The organism is Thiohalocapsa halophila, from assembly GCF_016583825.1.
Taxonomy (GTDB): Bacteria; Pseudomonadota; Gammaproteobacteria; order Chromatiales; family Chromatiaceae; genus Thiohalocapsa; species Thiohalocapsa halophila.
Map to the genome: position 1 here is coordinate 21,432 of NZ_NRRV01000012.1, position 16,614 is coordinate 38,045.

Below are 16,614 nucleotides of genomic sequence, written 5' to 3' on the forward strand. Positions count from 1 at the left end.
CATGACCGATCATCAGTGGCTCCTCTTTGAACTGCCCACACTCCTCGCCAAGATCGAGCCCGGCAGTCCACGCTTTCAGGAGGTTCTGCGCACGCCGTCGCTGAGCTGTTCCATCTACCACCTGCCGGCGGGCTCCACGCAGATGCAGAGCGCCCACGAGGAAGACGAGCTCTATCTGGTGCTGGAGGGGCGGGCGCGGCTGCGGGTCGGTGCGGAAGACCAGCTGGTGCAGAAGGGCTCGATCATGTACGTGCACACCGCCTGTGATCACGCCTTCTTCGACATCGAAGAGGACCTCACCGTGCTCGCCTTCTTCGGTGCGCCACTGCGCCTCGCCCAGCGCGGCAGCGCTATTCAGGCCGACCCTGATCTGCTCTGACACCCGGTCTTTGCCGCCGCTGCTCTCCTGGCAAGTGCGGAGCGCTGCGGGGTAAAACCCTGTGATTCACATCCTTGAATGCAAGCTTAGCCTTCGTAAGCTTGCGCGCAAAACATTAGAATGTTCCGATTCTATATATTGAGTGCGGTACCTGCTCTTGGTGTCGCACCTGCGGAGCGGATGTCCGCAGCCCGTTAACACCTTGCGGCAGCCAAATCTCAAGGAGCGAGTCGTCCGCTGCCGCCGGCTCCGCGCTGCCGCCGAGGCAGGCTCCGAAACGACTCGGAGCACGGCAGCGCCGCCCAGAAACGCCCCCAGTCACCCCGCAGCCCGGATGTCCCTATGAAAGACCCAGCCGTACACACAGACCAAGCCAACGGCCACACGGAGGTCAAAGAGACCACTTGTTACATGTGTGCGTGCCGCTGCGGCATCCGGGTGCACCTGCGCGAAGGCCAGGTCCGCTACATCGAGGGCAATCCCAACCATCCGCTCAACGAAGGCGTGATCTGCGCCAAGGGCAGCTCCGGCATCATGAAGCAGGTGTCGCCGGCGCGGCTCACCAAGCCGCTCAAGCGCAAGGCCGGCGCCAAGCGCGGCGAGTCGGAATTCGAGGAGATCTCGTGGGAAGAGGCCGTGGACATGCTCACCGAGCGCCTGGGCCGGCTGCGGGCCGAAGACCCGAAGAAATTCGCGCTCTTCACCGGCCGCGACCAGATGCAGGCCCTGACCGGCATGTTCGCCAAGCAGTTCGGCACGCCGAACTACGCCGCCCACGGCGGCTTCTGCTCCGTGAACATGGCCACGGGCATGATCTACACCATCGGCGGCTCCTTCTGGGAGTTCGGCGGCCCGGACCTGGAGCGGGCCAAGCTGTTTGTGATGATCGGCACCGCCGAAGATCACCACTCCAATCCGCTCAAGATCCAGATCAGCAAGTTCAAGCGCCGCGGCGGGCGCTTCGTGTCCATCAATCCCATCCGCACCGGCTACTCGGCCATCGCCGACGAATGGGTGCCCATCAAGCCCGGCACCGATGGTGCGCTCTTCCTGGCGCTCATCCACGAGATCCTGAAGCTCGGCCTGTTCGACCGCGAGTTCCTGGTGCAGTACACGAATGCGCCTGAGCTGGTCATCGACGACCCGAGCCGCGACGACCACGGCATGTTCTACCGCGACCCGGACGCGGAGGTCACCGAGGGCTGCACCGACCCGCAGAACAAGCTCTGGTGGGATCGCAACAAGAACGGGCCGGTGCTCACCCACACCGAGGGCGGCGACCCGCGCCTGATGGGCAGCTACGAGCTGCCGGATGGGACCCCGGTGAAGCCGTCCTTCCAGCTGTTGAAGGAGCGCGTCGAGCCCTACACGCCCGAGTGGGCCGAGACCATCACCGGCATCCCGGCGGACACCATCCGCCGCCTCGCCCACGAGATGGGTGTGACGGCCCGCGATCATAAAATCGAGCTGCCGATTCGCTGGACCGACTGTTGGGACAAGGAGCACGAGACCGTCACCGGCAACCCGGTGGCCTTCCACTCCATGCGCGGGCTCGCGGCCCATTCCAACGGCTTCCAGACTATCCGGTCCCTAAGCATCCTGATGACGGTGCTCGGCACCATCGACCGCCCAGGCGGCTTCCGCCACCGTGCCCCCTTCCCCAAGCCCATCCCGCCGTGTCCGAAGCCGCCGAATCATCCGGACGCCGTCCAACCGGATGCGCCGCTGGAAGGCCTGCCGCTCGGCTGGCCGGCGCGGCCCGAGGACCTGTTCGTCGACGACGACGGCAAGCCGGTGCGCATCGACAAGGCCTTCAGCTGGGAGTACCCGCTGGCGGCCCATGGGCTGATGCACAACGTCATCACCAACGCCTGGCGCGGTGATCCCTATCCCATCGACACCCTGCTGCTGTTCATGGCCAACATGGCCTGGAACTCGTCGATGAACACCACCGCGGCGCGGCACATGCTCACCGACACCGACGAGAACGGTGAGTACAAGATCCCGTTTTTGGTGGTGTGCGATACCTATGCGTCCGAGACCGTCGCCTTCGCCGACCTGGTGCTGCCGGACACCACCTATCTGGAGCGCCACGATGTGCTCTCGATGCTGGATCGGCCCATCTCGGAGTTCGACGGCCCGGTGGACGCCGTGCGTCTGCCGGTGCTACCGCCCAAGGGCGAATGCCGGCCCTTCCAGGACGTGCTCATCGAGCTGGCCGGGCGCCTCAAGCTGCCGGCCTTCACCAAGCAGGACGGCACGCCGAAGTACCGCAACTACCCGGACTTCGTCGTCAACTACGAGACCTCGCCCGGCTCCGGGATCGGCTTTCTCGCCGGCTGGCGCGGCAAGTTCGGCGAGAAATACCTCAAGGGCGAGCCCAATCCGCGCCAGTGGGAGCAGTACGCAGCCAACAACTGCTTCTTCCACCACGAGCTACCGCGCAGCTATCAGTACATGCGCAACTGGAACAAGGGTTACCTGCACTGGGCAAGGGCGCATGCGCTGACGCGCTGGGCGGAGCCCATCACGCTGCATATCTACTCCGAGGTGCTGCAACGCTTCCGCGCGGCCGCCCAAGGCAAGTGGCCCGGGCGTCAGCCGCCGGACCACCTGCGCGAGCGCATCGAGACCTTCTTCGACCCGCTGCCCTTCCACTACGAGCCCCTGGAAGGCCAGATGCTGGACAAGACGCGCTTCCCGCTGGCGGCGCTCACCCAGCGGCCGATGGCCATGTATCACAGCTGGGACAGCCAGAACGCGTGGCTGCGGCAGATCCACAGTCACAACTATCTGTTCGTGAACCCCAAGCTCGCCATCGCCCAGGGCATCGAGGACGGCGATTGGATCTGGGTGGAGTCCCATCTCGGGCGGGTGAAGTGCATGTGCCGCTACTCCGAGGCCGTCGAGCCCGGCACCGTCTGGACCTGGAACGCTATCGGTAAGGCGGCCGGTGCCTGGGCGCTGGACCCCAAGGCGGACGAATCCAAGAAGGGCTTCCTGTTGAACCACCTGATCGGCGAGGAGCTGCCGGACGGCGGCGCCGGCAATCACTTCTCGAACTCCGACCCGATCACCGGCCAGGCAGCCTGGTTCGACTTGCGGGTTCGCATCTATAAGGCCGAAGGCCCGCAAGAGGACCAAATCACCGAGCCCCAGTTCGCGCCCATGAAGAGTCTGCCCGGTCAGGAGGTACGCCCGCGCTCGCGCTGGCAGTCTTATGTGGCGGGGGTGTTTGGGCGGAAATAGTACGGAGTACGAAGTCCGGAGTACGGGGTCGCAACCCTCGGAAGGCGGAGCTGATGGCCGGGGTGCGGCGCTTTGAGGAGTGGATTGCGTGGCAAAGGGCGCGTGCTCTGACTGCCGAGATTTATCGGATCACCGCAGTCGGGCCGTTTCAACGTGACTTCGCGTTGCGGGATCAGGTCCGTCGAGCTGCTGTGTCGATCATGTCGAACATCGCGGAGGGCCATGAACGCTACAGCCGGACCGAGTTCAAGCGCTTCCTGTCGATTGCGCGCGGATCGGCCGCAGAGGTCCGAAGTCAGCTGTACGTTGCGTTGGATCTCAGTTATGTCGATGCGGCGACCTTCTCCCGACTCATCCAGGAGTGCGTCGAGATCAGCCGTTTGATCGGTCGAATGTATGCGACCGTGGACCAACAGCAACCCGCGCCTCCAACCTGAGCACCCTTGCAGCTCCCAGGTCGTGCCCGGATGAACAATGTGCTCAGCGGATATGTGAGGCGGCAACCGTACTTCGTACCCCGTACTTCGTACTCCCTACTACCTACGCCGTAATCCGTACTCTTTCCAGTCGATCAGCAGTTTTTGAAGCCGAAAGACCAATGACCCAACTCGCCCTAGTAATCGACCTCAACGTCTGCGTCGGCTGCCATGCCTGCGTGACTTCCTGCAAGCAGTGGAACGCCTCCGGGTGGGCCGGGCCCATGGTGGATGAGAATCCCTATGGCGCGGACCCCACCGGGACCTTCTTCAACCGGGTGCAGACCTTCGAGGTCGGCAGCTATCCGGCGACGGAGACGGTGCACTTCCCGAAGTCCTGCCTGCATTGCGAAGAGCCGCCCTGCGTGCCCGTCTGTCCCACCGGCGCCAGTTACAAGCGCGAGGACAACGGCGTCGTGCTGGTGGACTACGACAAGTGCATCGGCTGCAAGTACTGCTCCTGGGCCTGCCCCTATGGCGTGCGCGAGCTCGACGAGCAGCAGCAGGTGATGAAAAAGTGCACGCTCTGCATCGACCGCATCACCGATCAGTCACTGCCGGAGAAGGAGCGCCAGCCCGCCTGCGTGCTGGCCTGTCCCACTAGTGCGCGGCTCTTCGGCGATGTGCACGACCCGGATTCGGAGGTCTCGGTAGCCATTCGTGAGCGCGGTGGCTATGCGTTGATGCCCGAATGGGGCACCAAGCCGGCCAACCACTACCTACCGCGGCAGAAGACGCGCATGCACATCAGCGAGGACGAGCTGCAGCGCGCCGACAACCCGCTGACCAAGGAAGACCTCACCGTCTACACGGGCGAAGAGACCCTCGACGACGTCACTTGGTAACCGCTCGGGCCGGGCGCCAGACGCCCGGCTCATGGCCGACCGGCGTAAGCTCACGCCAGAAACCACAAAGAAATTAGGACAATGAACGGGCGCAGGTCGCCCGGGCGACGACACTGGAACCAACCCTATGCATCCCGCCTTCTCCGTTATCTTCCTGACCACGCTCATCGGCGCTGGTCAGGGGCTTTTCCTCGCCCTGTTCACGGGGCAGCTGTACGCCAGCATCAAGCTCATCGAGCCGCAGGACGCCAACTTCTACGCCATCGGCAGCGCGCTGGCACTGGGCCTGCTGATCGCCGGTCTCGGTGCGTCCTTCCTCCACTTGGGGCGCCCGGAGCGGGCTTGGCGCGCTGCCTCCATGTGGCGCACGTCCTGGCTATCGCGGGAGGTGATCGTGCTGCCCATGATGATGGGCGTGGTCTTCTTCTATGGCCTCTTCCATTATCTCGGTTGGACCCAGCCGTGGCTCGTCGCCGGCGACGGCGCGCTGCCCATCGATGTCACCATGGTGCTTGGATTCGTCGGTGTCATCGTGACCTTCGCGTTGTTCGTCTGCACCGGCATGATCTATGCCAGCGTGAAGTTCCTAGAGGAGTGGCACTCGCCCTACACCATCGCGAATTTCACCCTGCTGGGTATGGCCTCCGGCTTCATGCTGGCGGCGGCCTATTCGGCCTATTTGGGCAATCACCTAGTGGGCTTCTATGGCACCTGGGCGGTGATCTTCACCGTACTCGGGCTCGGCACGCGCATCGCATCGCTGATCCGCAACGCAACCCTGAAGCACAAGAGCACGTTGCAGACCGCCATCGGCGTGCGCCACCGCAAGATCGTACAGAAGTCCCAGGGCTTCACGGCGAGCTCCTTCAACACGCGGGAGTTCTTCCATCACCAGAGCCCCGAATTCCTGAAGCTGGTGCGCCTGGTCTTCCTGGTCCTGGTGTTCCCGGTGCCGCTGTTGCTGATCGGCGTTTCCTATGTTTTGGAGTCGCCGACGCTGCCTATCGCGGCCTTCGTGATCCAGTACCTGGGCTTGGTGGCCGAGCGTTGGTACTTCTTCGCCGAGGCCAACCATCCGCAGAATCTGTACTACCAGAGCATCTCGTAGCCTTGGCCGATTCCGGTTGCTCACGCGCTGCGCTCCCGGAGCGCGGCTCTGCGCAGCCGGAGTCATCGTGAGTGTCTTGCCGGCGGTTGGTGTGGAGGATGCTGCTGGCGGGAATGCAGGACCTGTCGGGTTGTGGGTGGTGACGCCGACAGCGAGAGGGCCGCGTTGCGGCCCCCCCCCGGTGTGAGTGAGCTTGTGCGTGAGCTGTGGCTCAGGACGGGCCCGGACCTGGATGCTCGGGTCAGTCGAGTCCGCACATGCCTGTGCCGCAGCCGCCGGCGCCGCAGGCGGGTGCCGGGTCGAAGCCGCTACCGAGGTTGTTGCTGCCGATGAGGTTGCCGCCGGTGGCGAGGCGCTGCACCGGCGTGTCGGCGGGGGTGTCGCCGCAGTCGAGGCTGGCGCGCTCGCAGAGCTCGCCCCAGGTGGCCAGCTTCTCGCTCATGCGATGGCTGACTTCGACGACGCGGCCGTTGGCTTCACAGCGGTAATCGTAGGTGGGCATGGAAGGCTCCTATATCGATGCTTTCTAATATGCGCTCATTATATCCACAGGCGCCGTTGCTGCAATCCGGTTGGAGCAAGCACACCGCAGACGTGCGCCCTGCGGTTTCCGCGGGCGCCAGTGCTTGCCGCCCGTGCTCCTCGCCCGTGCTCCTCGCCCGTGCGCCTCACTCCCGGCCCGCCGCCCACAGGTGCCCGCGCAGCCCGATGCCGGGCGTGTAGCCCACGGCGCCGAAGCGGATGTCGCCGTTGCCGTCCAGCACGAAGCTCGCCGGCACGCCGCGCACGCCCCAGGCGCTTGCGATCTCGCCATAGGGGTCGGCGACGGCGTCGAAGCCCAAGTCGCGCTCGCGGAGATAACCGGCGATCTCGCGCTCGCCACCGGATTGCATGGCGACGGTGACGACCTGATAGTCGCGGCTCAGGGCATCGACGCTCCCTTCCTCAAGCTTGCAGGTGGGGCACCAGGTGGCCCAGAAATGCACCAGCACCGGCTCGCCCCGCAGATCGGCGAGGCTGACCTCGGCCCCGCGCACCGTCTGCGCCGACAGCGGCGGCGCGCTGCCGGAGGCGAGCGGTCGCGACTTATACCACTGGACCCCGAAAAAGATGACCAACACCACCAGCAGATTCACCAGCAGTCCACGCCAGCGGCGTCGCTTCGGCTTGTCGGCAGCGGGGCTGGCGGGGGCTTCGGATTCGGACATCGGTTGGATCCTCGCTCACGGACGACAGAAGGGGAGGGCGGGCAGGGGCGCGCGGCACAAGGGCCTGGGCTTCGCGCCGCTGTCGGCCTTGGTCCTGGCGCTGGCGGCGTCGGCGTCCTTTGCCGCGGACACCGACGAAGATGTGTTCGACCTGCAAAATCTCAGCGTCAAGATCGCCGAGGATCTGCCCTACATCGAGATGCCCCACGGCGGCGGGACGGTGACGGTGCTGCGCTACCAGGACCCGAGCCATCGCATCGTGCCGCCCTACGACAAGACCGGCCGACCCTGTCCGCCCTACTGCGTGCAGCCCATGCAGATCGCACCCGGTGTGGAGACCATCGGCGAGCTGGAGATGCTGGACTACATGCAGCGCATCGCCGACGGTGACCCGAGCGTGCTGCTCATCGACTCGCGTACCGCCGAATGGGTCGCGCGCGGCACCATTCCGGGCGCCGTGAACATCCCCTACAAGCGGCTCGATCCCGCGTTTGCGTCGCCCGAGCAGATTACCGAGCTGCTGACGCTGGAGTTTGGTGCGGCGAGCGCCGACGGCATCTGGAGCTTCGACGCCGTGAAGACCCTGGTGTTCTTCTGCAACGGCGCCTGGTGCGGGCAGTCCCCCACCAATATCAAGGCTCTGCTGGGCTTCGGCTATCCGGCGCATCGCATCAAATGGTATCGGGGCGGCATGCAGGCATGGGAGTCCTTGGGGCTGACGACGGTGCGGCCGGCGGATTCGTGACGCCGGGCAACGGACGCCGGTGACCCCAAAGCTCAACCTGGTGCGCTGAGCCCCGAATGAAGCTGCGCCCGGGGAGGATGGGCTTCGCTTCGCGCTACCCATCCTACGGCGCCACCTGCACCCGCGTGCGCATCCAGCGGTTCACCAGCTGGGTGAGTCTGCCGGACTCACGCCAGCGGCGCAGGACCATGTCGATGCCGGAGAGGAGCAGGCGCTCTTCGGCGCGTACCACCCAGGCCGCGCGCTCGTCGGTCAGGGGCTGGTAGATGCCGATGAGCTGCTCTTCGGCGCTGTCCGCGGCGACGGCCCAGACCGTCGGCGCCGCGTGGATGAACAGATCCACCTCACCACCGCGCAGGGCCGCGATGCCGTCGGCTACGTCCGCAAAGGGCACGCGCTCGGCACGCGGCATGCGCGACTGCACGAAGCGCGCGCCGGCGGTGCCCTGCTGGTAGCCGACGCGGGCCGCCGTGGTGATGATGTCCACGGGCCGGGCGAAGCGGGCGACGTCGGCGCCGCGGATCAGGGCCATCTGTCCCGTTTCGAACAGCGGGCTGCTGGCGGCGAGGCCCAAGGCCGTCAGGTCCGCCTCGGGCAGGGTGGAGAGCATCAGGTCGATGCGCCCGCCGCGCAGCGCGTCCACCAGCCGCGCCTCCGGCATTTCCTGTATCTGGAGGTCGCGGTCGAGGTCATCCGCCAGCGCTCGGGCGAGGTCGATGCTGAGACCCCGCAGCACGCCGCGGTGGAAGAAGGCCAGCGGCGGGCCGCTGGCGGCGACCCCCAGCCGCAGCGTCGGGCGCTCCGGCGCGGCGGCACCCGTCTGTGCCGCGGCAAAGGGTGCACCGAGTGCCAGCCCCGCGAGCCCACCCAGCCAGCGGCGGCGCGCCCGGTTGGGCCTGATGGCCTCGGGTCGGCCGACGGCGCGGCTCAATCGCCCGGCAGCAGGGGCGTCGTGGCGCCCTGCTCGCGGTCCGGGATGGTGGTGAACCAATCGAGCTTGTCGCGCAGGTTGACCACATCGCCGACGATGATCAGCGTCGGCGGCTCCGGCGGGTCCTCCTCGACGCGGGCCAGGATGGTCTTGAGGGTGGCGGGATAGACCTTTTGCATGTGCGTGGTGCCCTGCTGCACCAATGCGATGGGCATGTCCGGCGCCACGCCGTGCTCGATGAGCTTGTCCACGATGACCGGCAGGCCCACCAGGCCCATGTAGAAGACGATGGTCTGGTGCGGCTCGGCGAGCTGGCGCCAGTTCAGATTGATGGTGCCGTCCTTGAGGTGACCGGTGACGAAGGTCACCGACTGGGCATAGGCACGGTGGGTCAGGGGGATGCCGGCGTAGCAGGCGCAGCCGTTGGCGGCGGTGATGCCGGGGACCACCTGGAAGGGCACGCCCTCGGCGGCCAGGGTGTCGATCTCCTCGCCGCCGCGGCCGAAGATGAAGGGGTCGCCGCCTTTGAGCCTGAGCACGCGCTTACCCTCCTTGGCGAGCTGCGCGAGCAGCTTGTTGATCTCCTCTTGCCGCATGGTGTGCTGGTTGCGCTGCTTGCCGACGTAGACGTGCTCGGCATCGCGGCGCACCATGTCGATGATGGGCTTCCCCACCAGGCGATCATAGACGACCACATCGGCCTGCTGCATGAGCCGCAGCGCCCGGAAGGTGAGCAGGTCCGGGTCACCGGGGCCTGCGCCCACCAAGTAGACCTCGCCCATATCGGTGGGATTGCCGCCGGCGGCGAGCTCGCGCTCCATGTGGGCATCGGCCTCCTTGAGGTGGCCGGAGAAGACGCGCTCGGCGACGCCGCCTTGCAGCACCCGGTCCCAGAAGCGGCGGCGGTCGCGCTGGCGCTCGAAGCGCTCCTTGACGCGGTCGCGGTAACGGGCACAGAGCTCCGCAAGCCGCCCGTAGCCCGCCGGCACCAGGGACTCCAGCCGCGCCCGGATCATGCGCGCGAGCACCGGTGACGCCGTGCCCGTGGACACCGCCACCACCACCGGCGAGCGGTCGATGACCGACGGCATGATGAAGCTGCAGTCCTCGGGCTGGTCGGCGACGTTCACCGGCACCCGGGCGGCCTTGGCCAGCGCGGCGATGCGGCGGTTGACGGCGCGGTCGTCCGTGGCGGCGATGGCCAAGCGAATGTCCAGCAGGTCCTCATCGTCGAAGCGGCGCTGGTACCAGGTGATGGCCGCGTCCTCCTCCACGCTTGCGGCCAGCTCCGGCACCAGCTCCGGAGAGACGAGGCGCACCCGGGCGCCGGCGCGACGCAGGTTCTGAAGCTTGCGCAGTGCGATGGGGCCGCCCCCCACCACCAGGCAGGGCTCGTTATTGATGTCGAGGAAGATCGGGAGTAGGTCCATGGTCGTCTGGGTGCGGCGCTGCCGCCTGTATTGCTCGGAAAGAGGGGCGGGCGATATCGGGTCTCAGTGCTCGAGCGGCGGGGCTTGGGATGCCGCCGCGGGAGACGCAGCCCCGGGGACGTCGGCGCGGTGACGCCGCCGGTCGGGACGCCGGCGCAGCCGTTCCGCCCCTGGAAACAGCGCCCGGTCAGACCCATCCCCAAGGGTTGGCAGCGGGCGGCCCGCCGGGTGCGCCAGATGCCGATTGCCGAGTCTTTGAAGATTCATTAATATACTGAAATACTTGGGCAAAGGGTAGGTGCTTTCGTGGTCAACGAGATCGATTCAGAAACCCTCCAGGCGCGCCTCGCCGAGGGTGAGGACGTGCTGCTGGTGGATATCCGCACGCCGGCGGAGATCGCTCAGGGTGCGATACCCAAGGCTAAGCATATCCCCATGCACCTGTTGCCGATGCGCGCGAGCGAGCTGCCGCAGGACAAGGATGTCGTCATTTACTGCCGCAGCGGCGCACGCTCTTACCATGCATGCCAGTTTCTGGCCCAGCAAGGCTACGATAACGCGCTCAACCTGCGCGGCGGCATCATCGCTTGGGCGCGTCACGGCTACGCCATCGGCCGCCTGGAGGATAGCTGACCAAGGCTCGGCGCCAGCTCGGGGAGCGCGAGGCGTCCCCGAGAACAGTTGCGCCGGCCATGGTTTTTGCCTAATAATCAGAATCTTTGCGGTTGCTGAAATGCTTATCTTCTGCAACCTTCACCCGACCAGCCTGCGGAGGTAAACCAACATGTCGGAATTCGATCAAGAACTGGATGCCAGCGGCCTCAACTGCCCGCTGCCCATCCTGCGCGCGAAGAAAACCTTGGGCGGCATGGATGCGGGCCAGGTTCTGCACGTGATCGCCACCGATCCCGGGTCCGTCAAGGATTTCGATGCGTTCAGCAAGCAGACCGGCAACGAGCTGATGGAATCCAAAGAGGACGGCGGCAAGTTCCACTTCATGATCAAGAAAGCCTGAGCGGCGCTAGCCACGGGCGACATGCGGCGGGTGTCCCGGCGGCCCGGGCACTGCCGCTCCAGACCGGGCGCTCGGCGTGCTGAGCGCCCGCAAGCCAACGATCACACCGGGCTCCACGCGGGGTCCGCCTGGAGGACACGATGGACGAGAAGAAGCTGGCCATCATCGCCACCAAGGGCTCACTCGACTGGGCCTATCCCCCCTTCATCCTCGCATCCACGGCCGCGGCCCTGGGGTACGAGACGCAGATCTTCTTCACCTTCTACGGTTTGCAGCTGCTGAAGAAGAAGCTGGCCCTGGAGGTGACGCCGCTCGGCAACCCGGGCATGCCCATGCCCATGGGCATGGACAAATGGTTCCCGGTACTCGGTCTCGCCTTGCCCGGCATGCAGGGCATGATGACGGCCATGATGAAGCAGAAGATGAAGTCCAAGGGCGTCGCCAGCGTCGATGAGCTGCGCGAGCTCTGCCAAGAGGCCGACGTCAAGCTCATCGCCTGTCAAATGACCGTGGACCTGTTCGACATGGACCAGGCGGAATTTATCGACGGCATCGAGTATGCCGGTGCGGCGGCCTTTTTCGAGTTTGCCGGCGAAAGCGATATCTGCCTCTACATCTGACTGTGCAAAAAAAGAAGGCCGCTCTGATCTGGAGCGGCCTTAAGGATGCGCGACTCGCTGCCGCGCCTTGGGGGAAAGTGCTGGGGCAAGCCCCGCGCCCGCGCAGGGCGGCTTAGAAGGCGTCGAAGCTGGTGCTCAGCTCGAGGCCGATCAGATGAACCTCGGACGAGTAGTCGCCGTTCAGCGCGGTGGTACCGTTGATGTCGCCCGGCGCGTTCACCGGGTCGTAGGGCCGCGTGCTGCGGAAGTCGCGGTCTTCGAGCATCACGTACATGTATCCAAGCTCCAGCTGGATGCGATCGTTCAGCTTGTGGGCAACACCAAGCCCGAACAGGTGGCGGTCGTTGTCCGGCACCCGAGCACTGAAGAATTCGTCGCCCTGCGGCGTCTCGTCGAAGGAGTAGCCGAGCCGCAGCTGGGTCTGCTCCACCAGGTTGTAGGTCAGACCCAGCCTGAAGGCATTGGAGTCATCCCACTGGTTTTGGTCTTCGATGAGGGTCGTGCCGGTGCGGTCGCCGACCACCTTGATCTCTTGGAACTCGCTCCACCCGTTGCGCGTCCAGTCGAGCTCCACGGCGAGCTGATCCTGGATGATCTCGTAGCGCACGCCGACCTGTAGGCGCCAGGGCAGATCGACGTCCAGCTCCGCGGTTTGGCTCGGCGGCGCCGCGCCCAGCAAGACTAGGTTCGGATCCAGCACCGAAAAGGTCCCGTCGAGGCTCACCGTCGGCGCCGAGTGGAAGTTGATGCCGGCGCTGAAGCGGTCTTTGACGTACATCGCGCTCAGGTTGAAGCCCCAGCCGGTGCCCTCGCCTTCGAGCTCGGTGATGGTCGAGTCCAGCTGCGCGGCCTTTGCCCAGTAGATGTCTGCGCCCGCAGAGAGGGCGAGCTCCGGGGTGACACGGTAGGTGGCGGTCGGCGTGAAGTTGACGATCTCGAGCTTGCTCTGGGTCGGCTGCGGGCTCAGCGGCACGCTGCTGCCAGGAGCAAAGGGCGGGGACGGCAAGGCTGCCCTGCCGGTGAGTGCCGGGAAGGTGTTGGGGGCCCACCGCGTCTCCAGACCGAAGGGCGCGGTCACGCCGAGCCCGGCGGACCAGTCTTCGTTGATGCGAATCGCGGCCTGTATCATCGGCGCGACAAACCAGTCGGCGTTCGTGGCATCCCCGCCACCACCCGGGATGTCCACGTGCGAGTCCGGCGCTAGCAGCAGCAGGCCGGTATTGATGCTGCTTTGGTCATGAAAGGCCATCGCCGCCGGGTTGTAGACGATGGCGCCACGCTCGTCCGGATTGGCCACCAAGGCGTTGGTGGTGCCGATGCCGGCCGTTGAGAGCTCGGGCACCGCAAACCCCCCGGCGACGGCGTTGCTGCTCGCGCAGAGTCCGAGCACTGCGGCGGCGAGGGTGGGAAGCTCGAAGTTGGCTCGTCGCATCTTGATGTCCCCCGTTGGCTGATCGTTATTTCTGCGCGAGTGCGGGTGCGCTGGCGCGGGTCGATCCTCAGCTTGGGTGGTAAAGATACGCCAGTTTGTTGCTTTTTTCTAGTGGTGTTGTGAATTGACACATGCCACGGCGCTGAGCGGCCGGCCGCGGTGGCTTGCTGCACGCAAGCCACACCGCCGCCGGCAGGACGTCCGTTGGAAAACACTTGAAAAGTTTGGGTAAATCCGCGGGGGACCCTGCTGCTGTGCTATAAAGGTGGCTTATAGCCAGCGCCGGGGCTCGCCGGTGGCGGATTCGCATACGGCGGGCAGGTGCGTGCCTCATGGGCCACGGGCGGGCCACCAGCGCTAGCGCGCGAGGGGCGCGTCGCACGGGCTCGCCCGCGGTGGTCCTGCTGCTGTGCTGACCGGCTGCTGTGCCGGGCGGCACCGCAGGCACGCATCGGCGCCGCTGCTCCGTTCCCCCGGGATTGTGCTTCTTCGCTATCGAGGTACCGCGATGGCCGACCGCAGGTTGCAGGTTTTTCACACCGTGGCCAAGCTGTTGAGCTTCACCAAGGCCGCTGAATCCTTGCACATGACGCAGCCCGCGGTGACCTTCCAGGTCCGCCAGCTGGAAGAGCACTTCAACACCCGGCTGTTCGATCGCACCCACAACCGCATCAGCCTGACCGATGCCGGTAATCGCGTGTTCGAGTACGCCGACCGCATCTTCGAGCTCTACGGCGAGATGGAAAACGGCGTGCGCGAGCTCACCGGGGAGATCAGCGGCGCGCTGACCATTGGTGCCAGCACCACCATCGCCGACTACATGCTCCCGACCCTGCTGGGGGACTTCAATACCCGCTACCCGGAGGTCGCCATTCATCTGAAGGTCTCGAACAGCGACGGCATCGTCTCCATGGTCGAGAGCAACGCCATCGACCTCGGCGTGGTGGAATCCCCGGTCGGGAACAAAAACCTGGTGGTGGAGACCTGCAAGCAGGACCAGCTTGTGGCCATCGTGCCCCCCGGGCATCCGCTGGCAAGACAGCAGCAAATTCACTTCAGCGCCTTGTTGGACTACCCCTTTATCTGTCGCGAAGAGGGCTCGGGCACCCGGGACGTCATCAACGGCTATCTCGACGGTCTGCCGGACTGCGCCGCCGGGCTCAAGGTCTCCATGGAGCTCGGCAGCCCCGAGGCCGTCAAGGGCGCGGTCGAGGCGGGTATGGGCGTCTCCGTGGTCTCCAAGGCGACGGTGCAAAAGGAGCTTCAGCTGGGTACCCTGGTGACCCTGGCACTGGATCCGCCGCTGGTGCGGCCGTTCTCCTTCGTCCATCAAAAGCAGAAGTTCAAGCTCCGCGTCATGGAAGAGCTGCTGGAGTTTGCGCGCGCCTACTGCAAGAACCATCAATCCTATGATGCCGTCTGACGCCCGAGTCTCATGCTGCCCCCGGCCCTGATGCAGACGCAGCTGCAGGGGCAGCCGGTCGCCGCCCAAGAGCGCCGGCTGCTGCGCATCTACCGCACCCTGGAGTCGGACTCGCAGGAGACGCTGCTGGCCTTCGCCGAGTTCCTGGCGCAGCGCAATGACGCAGGGCCGTCGGCCGCTGAGCGCGTCGCCGTCGCGGAGCCGGTGCCGGAGCCGCGCCCTGCGCAAGAGACGGTCATCGCCGCCATCAAGCGCCTGCGGCGCAGCTATCCGATGCTGGATAGCGGTACAATGCTGCAAGAGACCTCGCAGCTGATGGCCGCCCATGTACTGCAAGGGCGCGAGGCCGCTGCCGTCGTCGACGAGCTGGAGGCGCTGTTCGCGGCGCGCTACGAAGCCCTCAAGGGGGGTGGCAAGACGACCGAGACGGGCGCTGAGCGCTCGTAAACCGCGTTGTCGAGCGCGGTGCCGATTCTGGCCAGGATGGCCACTGAACGGGTATCTCCCTGGGCGACGGCGTCCACCCGCCGTCGCTAGTCCTGCATTGCAGTCCGCCGGTTGCCAGTGCCCCATCAGCCGTTTTCTGTGTCCCGCCGAGAGCACGCGTCGCGCAAAGCCGCCAACCCCATGCAGGTGCTGAGCGACTGGTTCCGTCGCCACTTTTCGGATCCGCAAGTGATGGTGCTGGCGGTATCGGTCGCCGGCATCGTCGCGGTGGTGCTGCTGCTCGGCGACATGCTGCTGCCGGTGCTCGCGAGCATCGTCATCGCTTACTTGCTGGAAGGCTTCGTGCTGTTACTGGCGCGGCACGGTTGGCCGCGACTGCTGGCGGTGATTGTGGTGTTCCTGCTGTTTTTGCTCTTCGTCGTCTTGGTGCTGGTGGGCGTGGTGCCGCTGGTGTATCGCCAGGTCTCGGATCTGGTGCAGCAGCTCCCGCAGATGCTGGCCCGGGGGCAGCACCTGCTCATGGCCCTGCCGGAGCGTTATCCCGAGCTGGTGAGTGCCGCTCAGATCGATGCCGCCATGGACGCCATGCGCCGACAGGTGGTGGGCTATGGCCAGACCCTGGTATCGGTCTCCGTGTCCTCGCTGGTGGGTGTCATTACCTTGCTGGTGTACCTGTTTCTGACACCGCTGTTGGTGTTCTTTTTGCTCAAGGACAAGCACCTGATTCTCGGCTGGTTCCAGCGCTATCTGCCGCGCCATCGCGCCGTTGCCGGCAGCGTCTGGCGGGATGTGGACCGCCAGCTGTCCAACTATGTGCGCGGCAAGTTCTGGGAAATCCTGATCGTCTGGGCGGTGAGCTTCATCACCTTCTCCGCCTTCGGCCTCAACTACGCGATGCTGCTCGCGCTGCTCGTGGGGCTGTCCGTGATCATCCCGTATATCGGCGCCACGGTGGTGACCGTGCCCGTGCTGCTCATCGCCTGGTTCCAGTGGGGCTGGGGGGCGCAGTTCCTGTGGCTGTCGGTGGCCTATTTCATCATCCAGATGTTGGACGGCAATGTGCTGGTGCCGCTGCTGTTCTCGGAGGTGGTGAACCTGCACCCCGTGGCCATCATCGTTGCGATTCTGGTGTTCGGCGGCATCTGGGGCTTCTGGGGCGTCTTCTTCGCCATCCCGCTCGCCACCGTGGTGCAGGCCATTCTGAGCGCTTGGCCGCGGCCAGCGGAGGCTCAGTCGGGGACGAGCGCCGAGCCGACGCTGGTCAACGGCGGTGATGTGGCTGCCGGTGGCTGAGGCGGCGCCCCCA

The 16,614-nt window shown here is 65.7% G+C and carries 17 protein-coding genes; 12 read left to right on the top strand and 5 right to left on the bottom strand.

Going from position 1 to position 16,614, the window contains the following annotated elements:
- The first annotated feature begins 1 nt into the window (after position 1).
- The 5 genes from CKO31_RS06945 to soeC all read left to right on the top strand — a co-directional run bounded on the left by CKO31_RS06945 (position 2) and on the right by soeC (position 6,057).
- On the top strand, positions 2–379 hold the full coding sequence (locus CKO31_RS06945; RefSeq protein ID WP_200235326.1) for a cupin domain-containing protein: 378 nt from the start codon (positions 2–4) through the stop codon (positions 377–379).
- Between the two features lie 342 nt (positions 380–721).
- On the top strand, positions 722–3,628 hold the full coding sequence (soeA, locus tag CKO31_RS06950; protein WP_200235328.1) for a sulfite dehydrogenase subunit SoeA: 2,907 nt from the start codon (positions 722–724) through the stop codon (positions 3,626–3,628).
- 53 nt (positions 3,629–3,681) lie between these two features.
- Positions 3,682–4,065 carry a four helix bundle protein gene (locus CKO31_RS06955; protein WP_200235330.1) on the top strand — a complete coding sequence of 128 codons (384 nt, stop codon included), beginning with the start codon at positions 3,682–3,684 and terminating at the stop codon, positions 4,063–4,065.
- A 161-nt stretch (positions 4,066–4,226) separates the two neighbouring features.
- Positions 4,227–4,949: a sulfite dehydrogenase subunit SoeB gene (gene soeB / locus CKO31_RS06960; RefSeq protein WP_200235332.1), complete on the top strand. Its 723-nt coding sequence runs from the start codon at positions 4,227–4,229 to the stop codon at positions 4,947–4,949.
- Positions 4,950–5,076: 127 nt separating this feature from the next.
- Positions 5,077–6,057, top strand: a complete 981-nt coding sequence (gene soeC, locus CKO31_RS06965; RefSeq protein ID WP_200235334.1) for a sulfite dehydrogenase subunit SoeC — start codon at positions 5,077–5,079, stop codon at positions 6,055–6,057.
- Positions 6,058–6,298: 241 nt separating this feature from the next.
- On the opposite strand, the gene CKO31_RS06970 is transcribed toward soeC, so the two are convergent.
- Both CKO31_RS06970 and CKO31_RS06975 read right to left on the bottom strand, forming a co-directional pair.
- On the bottom strand, positions 6,299–6,559 hold the full coding sequence (locus CKO31_RS06970; RefSeq protein ID WP_200235336.1) for an FmdB family zinc ribbon protein: 261 nt from the start codon (positions 6,557–6,559) through the stop codon (positions 6,299–6,301).
- Between the two features lie 166 nt (positions 6,560–6,725).
- Positions 6,726–7,265: a protein disulfide oxidoreductase gene (locus CKO31_RS06975; protein WP_200235338.1), complete on the bottom strand. Its 540-nt coding sequence runs from the start codon at positions 7,263–7,265 to the stop codon at positions 6,726–6,728.
- An 88-nt stretch (positions 7,266–7,353) separates the two neighbouring features.
- Here CKO31_RS06975 and CKO31_RS06980 point away from each other — a divergent pair, with 88 nt between their 5' ends.
- Positions 7,354–8,010: a rhodanese-like domain-containing protein gene (locus tag CKO31_RS06980; RefSeq protein ID WP_242475210.1), complete on the top strand. Its 657-nt coding sequence runs from the start codon at positions 7,354–7,356 to the stop codon at positions 8,008–8,010.
- 103 nt (positions 8,011–8,113) lie between these two features.
- Here the strand turns inward: CKO31_RS06980 and CKO31_RS06985 are convergent, their stop codons facing one another.
- Together CKO31_RS06985 and cysG are read right to left on the bottom strand one after the other, a co-directional pair.
- Positions 8,114–8,941 (bottom strand): substrate-binding periplasmic protein, encoded by an 828-nt coding sequence (locus tag CKO31_RS06985; protein WP_200235342.1) that lies wholly within the window; start codon positions 8,939–8,941, stop codon positions 8,114–8,116.
- Positions 8,938–10,371 (bottom strand): siroheme synthase CysG, encoded by a 1,434-nt coding sequence (gene cysG / locus CKO31_RS06990; RefSeq protein WP_200235344.1) that lies wholly within the window; start codon positions 10,369–10,371, stop codon positions 8,938–8,940. Before cysG ends, CKO31_RS06985 begins: the two co-directional genes overlap by 4 nt.
- 306 nt (positions 10,372–10,677) lie before the next feature.
- Between cysG and CKO31_RS06995 the strand changes: the two genes are divergently transcribed.
- The 3 genes from CKO31_RS06995 (at position 10,678) to dsrE2 (ending at position 12,006) form a co-directional block, all read left to right on the top strand.
- Entirely contained in the window at positions 10,678–11,004 is a 327-nt protein-coding gene (locus CKO31_RS06995) for a rhodanese-like domain-containing protein (protein ID WP_200235346.1), read from the top strand.
- Between the two features lie 151 nt (positions 11,005–11,155).
- Positions 11,156–11,386 carry a sulfurtransferase TusA family protein gene (locus CKO31_RS07000; protein WP_200235347.1) on the top strand — a complete coding sequence of 77 codons (231 nt, stop codon included), beginning with the start codon at positions 11,156–11,158 and terminating at the stop codon, positions 11,384–11,386.
- Between the two features lie 140 nt (positions 11,387–11,526).
- Positions 11,527–12,006 (top strand): sulfur carrier protein DsrE2, encoded by a 480-nt coding sequence (gene dsrE2 / locus CKO31_RS07005; RefSeq protein ID WP_200235349.1) that lies wholly within the window; start codon positions 11,527–11,529, stop codon positions 12,004–12,006.
- A gap of 112 nt (positions 12,007–12,118) precedes the next feature.
- Here the strand turns inward: dsrE2 and CKO31_RS07010 are convergent, their stop codons facing one another.
- Positions 12,119–13,438, bottom strand: coding sequence for an OmpP1/FadL family transporter (locus CKO31_RS07010; protein WP_200235351.1), 1,320 nt, complete (start codon positions 13,436–13,438; stop codon positions 12,119–12,121).
- Between the two features lie 508 nt (positions 13,439–13,946).
- Between CKO31_RS07010 and CKO31_RS07015 the strand changes: the two genes are divergently transcribed.
- The 3 genes from CKO31_RS07015 (at position 13,947) to CKO31_RS07025 (ending at position 16,601) form a co-directional block, all read left to right on the top strand.
- The gene (locus tag CKO31_RS07015; protein ID WP_200235353.1) at positions 13,947–14,861 is read left to right on the top strand and encodes a LysR family transcriptional regulator; all 915 of its coding nucleotides are present in this window, start codon (positions 13,947–13,949) and stop codon (positions 14,859–14,861) included.
- Positions 14,862–14,873: 12 nt separating this feature from the next.
- Positions 14,874–15,308 (top strand): hypothetical protein, encoded by a 435-nt coding sequence (locus CKO31_RS07020; protein WP_242475211.1) that lies wholly within the window; start codon positions 14,874–14,876, stop codon positions 15,306–15,308.
- Positions 15,309–15,488: 180 nt separating this feature from the next.
- Positions 15,489–16,601, top strand: coding sequence for an AI-2E family transporter (locus CKO31_RS07025; protein ID WP_200235465.1), 1,113 nt, complete (start codon positions 15,489–15,491; stop codon positions 16,599–16,601).
- The last annotated feature ends 13 nt before the right edge of the window (positions 16,602–16,614 follow it).

Excerpts from the sequence above, each read along its gene's own strand:
- CKO31_RS06945 (WP_200235326.1), top strand. The coding sequence starts at position 2 with ATGACCGATCATCAGTGGCTCCTCTTTGAACTGCCCACACTCCTCGCC.
- soeA (WP_200235328.1), top strand. The coding sequence starts at position 722 with ATGAAAGACCCAGCCGTACACACAGACCAAGCCAACGGCCACACGGAG.
- CKO31_RS06955 (WP_200235330.1), top strand. The coding sequence starts at position 3,682 with ATGGCCGGGGTGCGGCGCTTTGAGGAGTGGATTGCGTGGCAAAGGGCG.
- soeB (WP_200235332.1), top strand. The coding sequence starts at position 4,227 with ATGACCCAACTCGCCCTAGTAATCGACCTCAACGTCTGCGTCGGCTGC.
- soeC (WP_200235334.1), top strand. The coding sequence starts at position 5,077 with ATGCATCCCGCCTTCTCCGTTATCTTCCTGACCACGCTCATCGGCGCT.
- CKO31_RS06970 (WP_200235336.1), bottom strand. The coding sequence starts at position 6,559 with ATGCCCACCTACGATTACCGCTGTGAAGCCAACGGCCGCGTCGTCGAA.
- CKO31_RS06975 (WP_200235338.1), bottom strand. The coding sequence starts at position 7,265 with ATGTCCGAATCCGAAGCCCCCGCCAGCCCCGCTGCCGACAAGCCGAAG.
- cysG (WP_200235344.1), bottom strand. The coding sequence starts at position 10,371 with ATGGACCTACTCCCGATCTTCCTCGACATCAATAACGAGCCCTGCCTG.
- CKO31_RS07000 (WP_200235347.1), top strand. The coding sequence starts at position 11,156 with ATGTCGGAATTCGATCAAGAACTGGATGCCAGCGGCCTCAACTGCCCG.
- dsrE2 (WP_200235349.1), top strand. The coding sequence starts at position 11,527 with ATGGACGAGAAGAAGCTGGCCATCATCGCCACCAAGGGCTCACTCGAC.
- CKO31_RS07010 (WP_200235351.1), bottom strand. The coding sequence starts at position 13,438 with ATGCGACGAGCCAACTTCGAGCTTCCCACCCTCGCCGCCGCAGTGCTC.
- CKO31_RS07015 (WP_200235353.1), top strand. The coding sequence starts at position 13,947 with ATGGCCGACCGCAGGTTGCAGGTTTTTCACACCGTGGCCAAGCTGTTG.
- CKO31_RS07020 (WP_242475211.1), top strand. The coding sequence starts at position 14,874 with ATGCTGCCCCCGGCCCTGATGCAGACGCAGCTGCAGGGGCAGCCGGTC.
- CKO31_RS07025 (WP_200235465.1), top strand. The coding sequence starts at position 15,489 with ATGCAGGTGCTGAGCGACTGGTTCCGTCGCCACTTTTCGGATCCGCAA.